The sequence below is a fragment of the Pseudaeromonas paramecii genome, from assembly GCF_039540575.1.
GTDB classification, from domain to species: Bacteria; Pseudomonadota; Gammaproteobacteria; order Enterobacterales; family Aeromonadaceae; genus Pseudaeromonas; species Pseudaeromonas paramecii.
The window spans coordinates 20,286-32,783 of the sequence record NZ_BAABFC010000024.1 but is presented as its reverse complement, the minus strand read 5'-3'; the positions used below and the strand labels follow the sequence as shown (position 1 = coordinate 32,783).

At 63.3% G+C, this 12,498-nt stretch carries 14 protein-coding genes; 10 read left to right on the top strand and 4 right to left on the bottom strand.

Annotation, left to right across the window (positions count from 1 at the left end; genetic code table 11):
* Positions 1-71: 71 nt before the first annotated feature.
* Genes nudF through parE form a run of 5 tightly spaced genes read left to right on the top strand, consistent with a single transcriptional unit; the run spans position 72 to position 4,505 of the window.
* Positions 72-713 carry an ADP-ribose diphosphatase gene (nudF, locus tag ABD847_RS14990; protein WP_345014477.1) on the top strand — a complete coding sequence of 214 codons (642 nt, stop codon included), beginning with the start codon at positions 72-74 and terminating at the stop codon, positions 711-713.
* Positions 710-1,153: a DUF1249 domain-containing protein gene (locus tag ABD847_RS14985; protein WP_345014475.1), complete on the top strand. Its 444-nt coding sequence runs from the start codon at positions 710-712 to the stop codon at positions 1,151-1,153. The genes nudF and ABD847_RS14985 overlap by 4 nt, the downstream gene beginning before the upstream one ends.
* Before the next feature lie 40 nt (positions 1,154-1,193).
* On the top strand, positions 1,194-2,015 hold the full coding sequence (gene cpdA, locus ABD847_RS14980; RefSeq protein WP_345014474.1) for a 3',5'-cyclic-AMP phosphodiesterase: 822 nt from the start codon (positions 1,194-1,196) through the stop codon (positions 2,013-2,015).
* A 2-nt stretch (positions 2,016-2,017) separates the two neighbouring features.
* Positions 2,018-2,605 carry a YqiA/YcfP family alpha/beta fold hydrolase gene (locus ABD847_RS14975; RefSeq protein WP_345014472.1) on the top strand — a complete coding sequence of 196 codons (588 nt, stop codon included), beginning with the start codon at positions 2,018-2,020 and terminating at the stop codon, positions 2,603-2,605.
* Between the two features lie 13 nt (positions 2,606-2,618).
* Positions 2,619-4,505 (top strand): DNA topoisomerase IV subunit B, encoded by a 1,887-nt coding sequence (gene parE, locus ABD847_RS14970; RefSeq protein WP_345014470.1) that lies wholly within the window; start codon positions 2,619-2,621, stop codon positions 4,503-4,505.
* 47 nt (positions 4,506-4,552) lie between these two features.
* On the opposite strand, the gene ABD847_RS14965 is transcribed toward parE, so the two are convergent.
* A complete protein-coding gene (locus tag ABD847_RS14965; protein WP_345014468.1) occupies positions 4,553-5,734 on the bottom strand; it encodes a hypothetical protein in 1,182 nt (393 codons plus the stop codon).
* 191 nt (positions 5,735-5,925) lie between these two features.
* Here ABD847_RS14965 and ABD847_RS14960 point away from each other — a divergent pair, with 191 nt between their 5' ends.
* The 4 genes from ABD847_RS14960 (at position 5,926) to ABD847_RS14945 (ending at position 8,858) form a co-directional block, all read left to right on the top strand.
* Positions 5,926-6,588, top strand: a complete 663-nt coding sequence (locus ABD847_RS14960; protein ID WP_345014466.1) for a hypothetical protein — start codon at positions 5,926-5,928, stop codon at positions 6,586-6,588.
* A gap of 100 nt (positions 6,589-6,688) precedes the next feature.
* Positions 6,689-7,261, top strand: coding sequence for a DUF4136 domain-containing protein (locus ABD847_RS14955; RefSeq protein WP_345014464.1), 573 nt, complete (start codon positions 6,689-6,691; stop codon positions 7,259-7,261).
* Complete coding sequence (locus ABD847_RS14950) at positions 7,258-7,746, top strand: L,D-transpeptidase family protein (protein ID WP_345014462.1); 489 nt, start codon at positions 7,258-7,260, stop codon at positions 7,744-7,746. The genes ABD847_RS14955 and ABD847_RS14950 overlap by 4 nt, the downstream gene beginning before the upstream one ends.
* A 101-nt stretch (positions 7,747-7,847) precedes the next feature.
* Complete coding sequence (locus ABD847_RS14945) at positions 7,848-8,858, top strand: EF-hand domain-containing protein (RefSeq protein WP_345014460.1); 1,011 nt, start codon at positions 7,848-7,850, stop codon at positions 8,856-8,858.
* Positions 8,859-8,913: 55 nt separating this feature from the next.
* Here the strand turns inward: ABD847_RS14945 and ABD847_RS14940 are convergent, their stop codons facing one another.
* The 3 genes from ABD847_RS14940 to ABD847_RS14930 form a co-directional block, all read right to left on the bottom strand.
* A complete protein-coding gene (locus ABD847_RS14940; RefSeq protein WP_345014458.1) occupies positions 8,914-10,788 on the bottom strand; it encodes a M48 family metalloprotease in 1,875 nt (624 codons plus the stop codon).
* A 9-nt stretch (positions 10,789-10,797) separates the two neighbouring features.
* Positions 10,798-11,391: a LemA family protein gene (locus tag ABD847_RS14935; protein WP_345014456.1), complete on the bottom strand. Its 594-nt coding sequence runs from the start codon at positions 11,389-11,391 to the stop codon at positions 10,798-10,800.
* A gap of 100 nt (positions 11,392-11,491) precedes the next feature.
* The gene (locus ABD847_RS14930; protein ID WP_345014454.1) at positions 11,492-11,815 is read right to left on the bottom strand and encodes an HI1450 family dsDNA-mimic protein; all 324 of its coding nucleotides are present in this window, start codon (positions 11,813-11,815) and stop codon (positions 11,492-11,494) included.
* A gap of 133 nt (positions 11,816-11,948) precedes the next feature.
* On the opposite strand from ABD847_RS14930, the gene ABD847_RS14925 reads away from it, so the two are divergent.
* Entirely contained in the window at positions 11,949-12,356 is a 408-nt protein-coding gene (locus ABD847_RS14925) for a bacteriohemerythrin (RefSeq protein ID WP_345014452.1), read from the top strand.
* The last annotated feature ends 142 nt before the right edge of the window (positions 12,357-12,498 follow it).

The following is a 12,498-nucleotide window of genomic DNA, read 5'->3' as shown; positions in this document are numbered from 1 at the left end:
CTATTGTCCCGTGCCGGGGGAGACGGTAGTCTGCCGATTCCCTGGTTTGTTACCGTTTTCCGGAGGGCGCCATGTCTTCTGCTTTGCCGTTGGCTCAACATGAGCAATTTGGTCGTGACGACGTCGAGGTGACCGAATGTACGCCCTGTTTCAAGGGGTTCTTTCGGGTCAATCGCTATCAGTTGCGGCATCGCCTGTTTGCCGGTGGCTGGAGTCAGGTGCTGAGCCGGGAGCTGTTCGAGCGCGGCCATGCCGCCGCCCTGCTGCCCTATGATCCGGTGCGCGATCAGGTGGTCTTGCTGGAACAGTTTCGCATCGGCGCCCTGGAGACCAGTCCGACGCCTTGGCTGCTGGAGCTGGTGGCCGGCATCATAGAACCCGGCGAAGCGCCGGGCGAGGTGGTGCAGCGGGAGGCCATGGAAGAGGCTGGCCTGACCCTGGGCAAGGTGGAAAAGGCCCTGAGCTACCTGGTGAGCCCGGGAGGCACCACGGAGCGCATCGATGTCTACGTGGGGCAGGTGGATGCCAGTCTGGCGGCAGGCCTGCACGGCCTGGCCGAGGAGGGCGAGGACATCCGTCTGCACGTGGTGAGCCGGCAGCAGGCCTATCGCTGGGTGGAGGAGGGGCGCATCGACAACGCCGCCAGTGTCATCGCCCTGCAATGGCTGCAGTTGCACCATGAGTCTCTGCTGCAACGTTGGGCCATGCCATGAATTTGAAGCGGCGCCATGTGCCGGATCTGCAGACCCTGCAACGGGTCTGTGAGACCAACTACATGGGCCTGATGAAGTTGCTGCCCCGTCAGTGGCAGACAGGTGACAGCCACCAGTTCGCCGCGGCCGACGGACTGCATTATCGCTTGCGTCTGCTGGAGACGGCACCCTACACGGCACTGGTGGAGATCACCCAGCAAAACGAGCATTTTCCCGAGTATTTACGGGCACATATGCGGGTTCGCCTGTACCACGATGCCCGCATGGCCGAAGTGTGTGTCAGTCAGCAGATTTGCCGGCTGCAGCCAAGATATGATTATCCCAATGCCCAGATGCATCAACGGGATGAAAAAGAACAATGCAACCATTTCCTGGCCGAGTGGTTGCGTTTTTGTCTGGCTCACGGTTACGGTACGCTGACGCTGCCCTGTACCGGGTAACGCCCTGAATGAATAATGACAACCCAAGAAGTTGATTGATTTGGATACCGTTTCTCTCTCGCCAGCCCATGACGCCGTGGTGCGTCTGCTTCAAATCTCCGATTCGCATCTCTATGCGGAGGAAGATGGCCGCCTGTTGGGGGTGCGCACCGCCGACAGCTTCAATGCGGTGATCAAGGCCATCGTCGATCAGAAGCTCTCCTTTGATCTGGTGCTGGCCACCGGCGATCTCTCTCAGGATTATTCCACCGGCTCCTATCAGCGGTTTGCCCAGGCGGTACGCCCCCTGGCCAAACCGCTGTTTTGGCTGCCCGGCAACCACGATGATGGCCCCCTGATGCGCAACGTCATGCCGGAGGTGGGCATCAGCAACGCCCGGCAGATCCTGCTGCCGCACTGGCAGATCATCATGCTGGACACCCAGGTCTATGGGGTACCCCACGGCTGGATCAAGCCGGATCAGCTGAGCTTTCTGGAGCAGTGCCTGGTCTCACAACCGGATCGTTTCACCCTCATCTGCCTGCACCATCACTGCCACCCGGTGGGCTGCGGCTGGCTGGATCAGCATGACCTGAAAAACGCCAACCACCTGCTGGATCTGCTGGCCCGCCACCCCAAGACCCGACTGGTACTGGGCGGCCATGTGCACCAGGAGTATGACCAGGTCCATAACGGCATTCGCTTCCTGACCTCGCCCTCCACCTGCATCCAGTTTATGCCGGGTTGCAACGACTTCACCCTGGATGATGCTGGCCCGGGCTGGCGCTATCTGCAGTTGTACGCCGACGGCCATGTGGCGACTCAGGTCTGGCGGTTGCCCACCGGCAGCTTCCTGCCCGAGGCCTTCGCCACCGGCTACTAGCCATGGCCCATACCCTCATCTATCTGCACGGCTTCCACTCCTCGCCGGGTTCTCTCAAGGCCCGGCAGATGGGAGCCTATCTGCAGGCGCAACATCCCGATCTGCACTACCAGGTACCCACCCTGCCGGATCTGCCGCAGCCAGCCTGGCAGGCGGTGAGCCGCTGCGTGGAGGCGGCCCTGGCCCAGGGCACGGTGGGGGTGATGGGCAGCTCCATGGGCGGCTTCTGGGCTACCCGGGTGGCCCAGCAGTACGGTTTGCCGGCCGTGGTGATCAACCCGGCGGTGCGGCCGGATCGCCTGATGGCGACGCACTTTCTCGGGGATCAGTGCAATCCTCACACCGGGGTGCAGTATCATCTGGGGGCCGAACAGGTGGATGAGCTGGCGGCGTTTTGCTGTACCGAGCTCAGTCACCCGGAACGCCTCTGGCTGTTGCAACAGCAGGGCGACGAGCTGCTGGATTACCGTCAGGCCCTGGCGCTGTATCAGGGTTGCCGGGTGACCCTGGAACCCGGCGGCAGCCACGCCTTCGATGGGTTTGAGCGTTACTGCCCGGCCATCGTAGAATTTCTCGCATCTCCTAGCTAAGAAGAGTCTTGCCATGAGCAATCAATATACCGCCGAGTCCATTGAGGTCCTGAACGGCCTGGAGCCGGTGCGGCGGCGCCCCGGCATGTACACGGACACCAGTCGCCCCAATCATTTGGGTCAGGAAGTCATCGACAACAGCGTCGACGAGGCGCTGGCCGGCCATGCCAGCCGGGTGGAGGTGATACTGCATCCGGATCACTCATTGGAGGTGATCGACGATGGTCGTGGCATGCCGGTGGATATCCACCCGGAGGAAGGGGTGCCGGCGGTGGAGCTCATCCTGTGCAAGCTGCACGCCGGGGGCAAGTTCTCGGGCAAGAATTACCAGTTCTCCGGTGGTCTGCACGGGGTGGGGATCTCGGTGGTCAACGCCCTGTCCAAGCGGGTGGAGGTGACGGTCAAGCGGGATGGTCAGGTGTACGAGATGGCCTTCGAGCACGGCGACAAGGTTTCGGATCTCACCATTACCGGCACCTGCGGCCGGCGGGTGAGCGGCACCAGCGTGCACTTCTGGCCGGAGGAGCGCTACTTCGACTCGCCCAAGTTCTCGGTGGCCCGGCTCATCCACATCCTCAAGGCCAAGGCGGTGCTCTGCCCGGGGCTGGCCATCCGCTTTGAGGACAAGACCAGCGACCAGGTGCACGAATGGTGCTACCAGGATGGTCTCAAGGATTATCTGTGCGACACCGTCAAGGAGTCGCTGATCCTGCCGGAGCCGCCCTTTGTCGGCAGCTTCCAGGCCGAGCATTCGGCGGTGGACTGGGCCCTGTGCTGGTTGCCGGAAGGCGGGGATTCGCTGGCGGAGTCCTACGTCAACCTGATCCCCACCATTCAGGGTGGCACCCATGTCAATGGCCTGCGTCAGGGGCTGCTGGATGCCATGCGGGAGTTCTGTGAGTTCCGTAACCTGCTGCCCCGCGGCGTCAAGCTGACGCCGGAAGACATCTGGGAACGTTGTGCCTACATCCTCTCGGTGAAGATCCAGGATCCCCAGTTCGCCGGTCAGACCAAGGAACGGCTCTCTTCCCGCCAATGTGCCGCCTTCGTCTCCGGGGTGGTGAAGGATGCCTTCAGCCTCTGGCTCAACGCCCATACCGAACTGGCCGAGCAGCTGGCGGAACTGTGCATCAGCTCGGCCCAGCGCCGGCTGCGGGCCGCCAAGACGGTGGTGCGCAAGAAGGTGGTGCAGGGGCCGGCGCTGCCGGGCAAGCTGACCGACTGCGCCTGTTCCGACCCCATGCAGGGCGAGCTGTTCCTGGTGGAAGGGGACTCGGCCGGTGGCAGTGCCAAGCAGGCGCGAGATCGGGAGTTCCAGGCCATCATGCCGCTGCGGGGCAAGATCCTGAATACCTGGGAAGTGGACGGCAGTCAGGTGCTGGCCTCCCAGGAGGTGCATGACATCTCGGTGGCCATAGGCCTGGACCCGGACAGCGATGATCTGTCCGATCTGCGCTACGGCAAGGTGTGCATCCTGGCGGATGCCGACTCGGACGGCCTGCACATCGCCACCCTGCTGTGCGCCCTGTTTCTCAAGCACTTCCAGCCCCTGGTGGCCCGGGGTCATGTCTATGTGGCCATGCCGCCGCTGTTTCGCATCGATCTGGGCAAGGAGGTCTATTACGCCCTGGACGAGGCGGAGAAGGAGGGGATACTGGAGCGCCTCAAGGCCGAGAGCAAGCGTGGCACGCCCCAGGTCACCCGCTTCAAGGGGTTGGGTGAGATGAATCCCAAGCAGCTGCGGGAAACCACCATGGATCCCAACACCCGCCGCCTGGTGCAGCTGACCCTGGAGGATGTCGAGCAGTCCCAGCAACTGATGGACATGCTACTGGCCAAGAAGCGCGCGCCGGATCGGCGGGAGTGGCTGGAGACCAAGGGCAACCTGGCGGTGATCTAGCGCGGCAGGTGTCAAATAGAAGAGGGGGCCCAGAGCGGCCCCCTCTTTTACGGGGTCATGGCGCTAAACAGGCTGGCGGGCAGCAGGCGATCCCGCTCCGGCAGCGGCGAGAAGCTTTCCAGTTGCAGCTGGATCGTCAGAGCCAAATCCTGTCGTGCCACTGACAGCCGTATCAGGGTGTTCTGCACCGACTGCTGCAGCTGGCTGGGCAGCTGTGGGCTGTGGCGCAATGGCAGCAAACGGGTCTGTGCCTGGGCCTGCTGGCCGGCCTGCAGCTCCAGTCGCGCCAGGGTGAGATCGACAAACGCCTGCTCCTTGGCCGTCAGCCGGTTATCTTGCCGGTACTGCGCCAACCGCTCATAGGCGGCCGCTCGCTGGCCATCCTTGGCCTGATCTTCGGCGTATTGAATCTCCCACCAGACGCTCTCGCTCAGCACGGGGCGCTCCCCCGACTGGGGGCCCAGATGGAGGCGCTGCGTCTCCACCGCCCGCAACAGGCTCAGGGCCTCCACCAGGCTGGCCAGTGCCGCCGGCTCAGGTTCTGTCGGCAACTGGCCGCTGGCCAGCAGGGCAAAGCCCTGGGCACGGCAGGGGTGCTCCGGCTCGGCCGCGCAACGGATGGCTTCGAAATCGGACAACGCCTGCAGACGGGCGCTGGGCTGATCCGAGGCGCCATAGGCCAGCAAACAGTCCACCAGGGCGCGAACGGCCAGATAATCCTGGTCGCTGCCCAGCGCCGCAGGCCAGCCGGTGGCGCGATTGGGGCAGGTGGTCAGGTGCTTGGCATACCAGCTGGTCAGCTGTGCCTGATGTGTGCTCATCAGTTGCTTGTCCCGCTGCAGGCTCAGGGTCAAGGTGTGATCCGGTTTTTGCTCTGCCTGCAGGCGGGCCAAGTAGCGGGTGGCGGCCGCATCATCGGGCGGGCCGTAGCGGCCGCTGCTCTCGCCATAGGCCAGACGTTTTTGCGCCAGTACGAAGCCCCGCTCTGCCAGCGGCAGCAGTATGTCTCGGGCCTGATGGCGCAGGGTCGGATCATCGCTGTTCTCATACAGTGCCGCCAGGCGCAGTTCACCGGCTTCGCCGTCTTGACGACTCTTTTGCTTATTGATTGCCAAAAACAGGCCGTCTGCCTTGGTGCGATAGACAGGGGTGATAGTGGCGTCGTTCACCTGAGGCGGTGTGGCCGCACAGGCTGTGAGCAGCAGGGTTAACAGCAGAACAGGGCGCATCGTATACCGGCTTGGTGGTTGGCAATGGGCGTCATTGTAGCGGTGGCCTGAATCGATTTTCGTCCAAAAATTCAGCTCCTTACGACAGATGTGAGCCACTTCGCATCTTCATCCGATCCGGCGCGTGTCCATCCTGGCTTGGCTTATGATGGCGCGTCCTTACGAAAATTAACCATTTTATGGAGAAAAAGATGATGCGATCAGGATGGCGTACCGGCCTATTGGCCTTGATCTGTTTGGGGTTGGTCGCCTGTGCCACCAAGGCCCCCATGCCTGAGCAATTGGCCGCCACGGATCTGGCCAATCAGGGCCTGGTGGTGGGATCTATCACCAGGCCTCCTCTCAAGCCGGCCTTTAACAGTTATGCCCTGCTGTTTCGCAACATCGATAGCAAGCAGGAGTATCGGGTGCGTATCTCGGCCGATATGATGAGTGGCCGTTATGAGGATGACATCCTGGATCAGGGGGTTGCCGGTTCCAAGTTCGCTCTGCTGCTGCCACCGGGCCGCTACGAGCTGTACAACTTTTCCTTGTTCATGATGGATCCAGCCGGCGGTGATACCACCTACTTTGCCAAGCAGGATTTTTCCGTGCCCTTCGCGGTGCAGGCCGGCGAGATCCAGTACATAGGCGAGTTTCGCAACAAGCCGGTCACCTATATCCGCAGCTTCATGGGTATGGAGGCCGAGATTCTGGCCGGGGGCAGCTGGGACATCTATGACAACAGCGGTCGGGATTTAGGGCGCATGGAGACCCGCTTTCCGGGACTGGCGTGGTCTGACGCCAAGGTCAAGTTGCTCAATCCCAGACCCGAGCTGATGTTGCTGGTACGGCGGGCTAAAGAAGAGCAATGAGTCGGTAAAATCTGACTTCCAGCTGAATCGAAACTGGGGGGCAATGGAGACATTTGGAGTGGGCTGCTAGAGTTGCAACGTCCTTTTAACGGAGAGCATCATGACCAAGTCACTGCCTACGATTGCCCTGTTCAGCTTACTGACGGCCTGCCAGTCAGCACCACCCTCTCAGGTTCCGCCTTCGGCGTTGCCCTTGGTGGTGGTCTCTGGTGGCCTCCAGACACACTTGGCGGCTGAGCCGAGCTTCGCAGTGGCGACTCAGGGCAACCATGTCTGGCTAGAGGATGCCACGGCGGCGGCCAATGTGGAGAACCAGATCAGCCTGCTGCTGACCCAGCGCCTGATCGAGGGGGGACTGCCCATCACCGCCAGCGATCAGGCTCGCTATCGCTTTCGCTTCGAACTGGGGACGGACAAGTTGCTGACCGATGCGGATCTGCAGCAGCGTTGGGGGTTGAACCCCGGTTATGCCGGCAGTAGTCGCTACCCCAAGGGAGCCATGGTGCTGGATCTGGTGGATGCTCAGAGCGGTCGCTCGGTCTGGCGCGGGGCGGTGCAGAGCGATGTGATGCCTGCCAGCATGGATCCGGCGCAGCGGCAGGCGCGCATGGTGCGCATTCTGGATCAGCTGCTGGGTCAGCTGAAGCAGCAATTTCCGGCCAGCGGCCTATGAGGCGACTCGCTGTCTGGCTGTTCCTGCTGTGCAGCCTGCCGGTGCAGGCGGCCTGGTTTGTGCCGCCGGATGTGGATCTCATCGTGGTGGAGAAGGCGCGTCATAGCCTGGTTCTCTATCATCAGGGCCAACCCATCAAACGTTATTGGGTGGCCCTGGGCTCCAACCCCTTGGGCCACAAGCTGCAGCAGGGGGATGGTCGAACCCCGGAGGGGCGTTACACCATAGATGCCCGGCGGCCCCAATCCCGTTTCTACAAGGCGCTGCACATCTCCTATCCCAATGAGGAAGATCGCCGCAGTGCTCAGGCCCGTGGCGTGTCACCGGGCAGCGATATCCTGATCCACGGTCAGCCCAACGGCAGTGAAGCGCTGGGGGTGCAGTCCTCCTACTGGACCAATGGCTGCATCGGCCTGCTCAATGGTGACATGGACGAACTGTGGCAGGTGGTCAAGGAAGGAACCCCCATAGAGATACGCCCGTAAACCCCTGTCACCCTTTGTCACAACTTAGGCGCGTGACGACATAGTTCTGCGACAGCCAGCTCCCATACTCAGATCACATCGAGAAGAGGAGGTGACTCATCATGAAAAGACAACTCACTGCATTGCTGGTTCTGAGCGTATTGACTGGTGGCACGCTAGCCTGGGCGGTGGATCAGGCACCCGCCACGGCCATCACGCCCCGCAGCCCGGCTCCGTTCCTGCAGGCGGATGCTGATAAGGATGGCAAGCTGAGCCCAGCCGAATTCGCCACCCTGCAGCAACTGCATCAAACCCGGATGGCGCAACGGGAGGCCAAGCTGCCCACGTTTGCCGATCTGGATACCAAGAAGCAAGGCTACATCACCCGGGACGAATGGCGTGGCGCCATGGCGGCCCTGTGGGGGAAGGGGCGTGATGGCCAAGCACCACGGCAAGGGGGGCGAGATGACGCCTTCCTCGGCGGCTACATGCTGGGCCAGATAGACAAGGACGGTAACGGTCAGCTGGATCAGGCCGAATACGAGGCGCTGCGCAAGCTGCAAAGCGACCACATGGCGCTGATGCAACAGCGTCTAGCGGAGCGTCAGGCCCAGCTGCCGACCTTTGAGCAACTGGATACCGGCAAACAGGGCTACATCACCCTGGATCAGCTGCGTCAGGCGCACCTGGCCATGATGGATGACGATGACATGCCCTATGGCATGGGGCGCGGTCGGGGTTATGGCCCCATGATGGATGACGATGACATGCCCTATGGCATGGGGCGTGGCCGGGGTTATGGCCCCATGATGGATGACGATGACGTGCCCTATGGCATCGGGGACTGTCGCGGTTACGGGTATGGCGACAAGGCTCGCGGCATGGGTTACGGCCCTCGTCAGGGTGGCAACCAGGGCAAGGGTCGGCCGAACAACAGTCTGTTCGATCAGGCCGATAAGGATGGCAATGGTCAGCTGAGCGCTGCCGAATACGACACTCTGCTCAAGCTGCATCAGGAGCGCATGAGTGCCCGTCAGGCGGCCAAGGGGGATTTCAAGACCCTGGATCGCAATGGCGATGGCTTCATCACCCCGGATGAGCTGCGTGGTGCCCGTCCGGCGGCCCAAAACTGATGCCGTCTGGCGTGTAAACAAAAAGGCCCTGTCGGGCCTTTTTGCTGCGTCATGGTCAGCGGCGCCCTGTCGTCAATCGCGGCGCCGGGGTGGGGCAGTCCAGACAGATGGCCAGCAGGCGGAACCACTCCAGCTCCGGCTCGCTCACCTGCCGGTCCAGAGCGATCAGCTTGCTCAGGGTCTGCAGCACCCGGCGGCGCAGTGGCTCGCTGGCTTGCTGCAGCTGAGTCAGGGCGCAGGCCAATTCCCGCACCGACGGCTCGGGTTGCAGTTGCTGACGATAGAGTCCCAGCTGGTTGCAGGCCAGGCCAAACAGCCGCTCCGCCGGCGCCGATGGGCTGGCCAGCTGCTGGGCCAGGGCACTGAGCAGCACCGTCAGCTCGTCGGTCAGCTGGGCCGGCTTGTGATAACGCACCACAGGTGCCGCCCGGCGGCCAAAATGGCTGTCCAACTGGTGGGTCAGCAGCCGGTAGACCAGCCATTCGCCCACCGCCAACCGGCCGTCGGCCATCATCAGCTGCAACAGATCCTCGCGGAACGCCTTGTATTGCTGGGGGCTTTGCTGGCGCAGGGCCGGCAGGCAGAGCTCCAGCAGGGCCAGCCGCTCGCCGGGCCGAGTCAGCGGCGTGGCCAGGGCCGTCACCTCTTCGGCCCGGGTGAGGTTCGCCAGCTGCCGGCGCCGAACCGTCTCGTCGCCGTCCAGCAGCAGGGCGAAGATGAGCTGGCGAGCCAGCCAAGGGTCGCGGGCCGCCGTCACCTTGTCGGCGGGCAGCACCGCCAGCCAGCCATCGGGATCCGTCTCCAGCAACCGGGGGGCGGGAGCCTGGGGGGCGGGGGCTGAGCCCTGGGCGATGGCCAGGGCGCCAGCCAGGGCCGCGCTCACCGGCGCCTCCTTCAGCCAGGCCTGGGCTACCTCGGCACGGGACGGGGGCTCGGGGGCGGGATCGGCCGGATCCGGGGCCAGATAGCGACCATCCCAGGCAGGATCCAGCCGGCGGATACGCTCGGCCAGGGGCGGATGGGTGGCAAACAAGCCGGCAAAGGTGCTGCTGAGACCCTGGCAAAAAAACAGGTGGCTGTACTCCTCGCCGGCGGTGTGAAAGATGAGGGAGGCGTACTGATGGCCGCCCACCTTCTTCAGGGCGTTGGCCAGGGCCTGCGGGTGACGGGCAAACTGCACCGCCGCCGCATCGGCCAGAAACTCCCGCTGCCGGCTGACGGCGGCGCGCATCAGGCGGCCCCACTGTTGCCCCACATAACCCAGCAGCATGAGCCCCAGCCCCAGCAGGGTGCCACGACCCGCGCGCCCCCGCCGGCTGCCGCTGCCATGCCACAGCTGGCGACCCAGCTGACCCAGCCCCACCAGGCCGTAGAGGCCGGCGGTGAGCCGCAGGTTCAGCCGCATGTCGCCATTGAGGATGTGGCTGAACTCATGCCCCACCACAGCTTGCAGCTCGTCCCGGTTCAAGGCATTGAGCGCACCGCGGGTCACGCAGATCACCGCATCATTGAGGGTGTGTCCGGCGGCGAAGGCGTTGATCCCCGGCTCCTGCTCCTGCAGGTAGAGGCCGGGCATGGGCAGGCCGGCGGCGATGGCCATCTCCGCCACCACGTTGGCGAAGCGCCGCTCCAGCGGATCCTCCGGCGCGGGCAGCACGGGGCGAGCCCCCAGGGCCTCGGCCACCTTGCGGCCGCCTTGCAACAGGCTGATGTAGCGAAAGGCGCAAAACAGCAGCATGCCGGCCAGGCTGGCGACGCTGGCGCCCAGCAGCGAGCCGGCATTGCCGCCACGCCAGAAGTCGGTGCTGAGGGCGGCCAGAAACAGCAAGCCGGTCAGGCCGGAGACCAGGGCCAGCCCCAGCAGATAGAGCAGCAGCCACCACAGGCTGCGGCGCTTGGCGCTGTCCTGTTGTTCGAAAAAATCCAGCATGGCGGCGACTTAGTGGAAGCTGACCTTGGGCGGTGCCTGATGCTCGTCGCCGGGGATCTCCAGCAGGCTGGCATCCTGCGGGTGGCCCAGGGTCGTGGCCAAGAGCACGGTGGGGAAGCTGCGCCGCTGTATGTTGTACAGGGTCACGGCATCATTGAACGCCTGGCGGGCGAAGGCGATGCGGTTTTCCGTGGAGGCGAGTTCCTCACTCAGCTGCGCCATGGTCTCGTTGGCCTTGAGCTCGGGATAGGCCTCCACCTTCAGGCTGAAACCGGCCAGGGCCTGGCCCAGACGGCCTTCGGCCTGGCTCAGGGTGGCCAGGGCGGCGGCTTCACCGGGCTGGGCCCTGGCCACCTGCAGGCCGGCCAGGGCCTCGTTGCGGGCCTGGGTGACGGCACTCAGGGTCTCTTTTTCATGGCTCAGGTAGCCCTGGGCCGTCTCCACCAGATTGGGGATGAGATCGTAACGGCGTTTGAGCTGGACGGCGATCTGGGCGAAGGCATTCTCGTAACGCCCCTTGAGGGTGACCAGACGGTTGTACTGGGTGGCGATGAACAGGCCGGCGAGCAGCACCAGGCCCAGCAGGGTGGCAAGAAACAGCATGGGTCACATCCTCCTTGATAAGCTGCCTGCACCTTAGCGCAAGGGGAGGCCTGGACCCAAGCCGTTGGGAGTCAAATTGAGACGTCGGCGGATGTTCCGCTTAGCGCTCCTGCCACTGGATCTGGCAATGGCGATCTTCCGGATCCCGGCTCATCAGCAGGCGGGCGAACAGGGTGTCGAACTCCTCATCCTCCCCCAGCAGGCCGATGCAGATCTCCACATGGCGGGCGGGATCCAGATCGAAGTCCAGGTACTCCTGCCAATCGGCATCCGGTTCGCTGTCACCCAAGGCACCGCGGGTTTCGAACTCGGCATTGAACAGGGCGATCTGCTCCTGGCTCAGATTGTCGGCGGCCAGTTCCAGAAAGATTTCATAGGCATGATCGAGCAGCTCGTCTGTGCTCAGCTGGGGGGTGTCTTGCATGATGACCTCGGCATAGGGGACTGCGCGTTATTAGAGCATGGATCCCGGGGCGGATCATCTGGAGGCTATTCCCCGGTGGACGCTATGGCCATGTGCTATGGTCTCTGGCAGGCAATGACAGGAGTTTAATCTGGTGGCATCCCATCATCGTTGGTCCGTCCATCTCAGCGGGCATCCCCTGCTGGATCACCAGCATCAGGAGCTGGCCAGCCAGTTGGCCCAGCTGGAGTCTTTGCTGGCATCCTCGGCTGACGAAACGGCCTTGCTGGCCAGTCTGACGGCGCTGGATCACCAGACCCGGGCGCACTTTCGCTGCGAAGAGCAGCTGATGGCCGAGCAGCACTACCCCCACCTGGATGCGCATCGCCAGCATCACCAGCAGATTGAGCAGCAGGCGGATGCCCTGCTGCGGCAATACCACAAGGGACGGGTGAGTCTGGCGGATCTCATCACCCAATTCTTGCAGGAGGTCGCCGCCCCCCATATCCGCGAGGACGATGCGGATCTGCGGCATTACCTGCAGGCCCGCGCCCGCGGCTAAGGCGTTGAAAACCGCCGTTTTAAAGCTAAGCCTGTGTCGTCTCTCACCTTTTTCTTGCTCGAATTCCTGGCGGCGATGGTAGTCTAGGCGCGCAACGTGTCATTATGGCGCCAGGCCCTCGTCGGGCAGCCAACCGGAATTA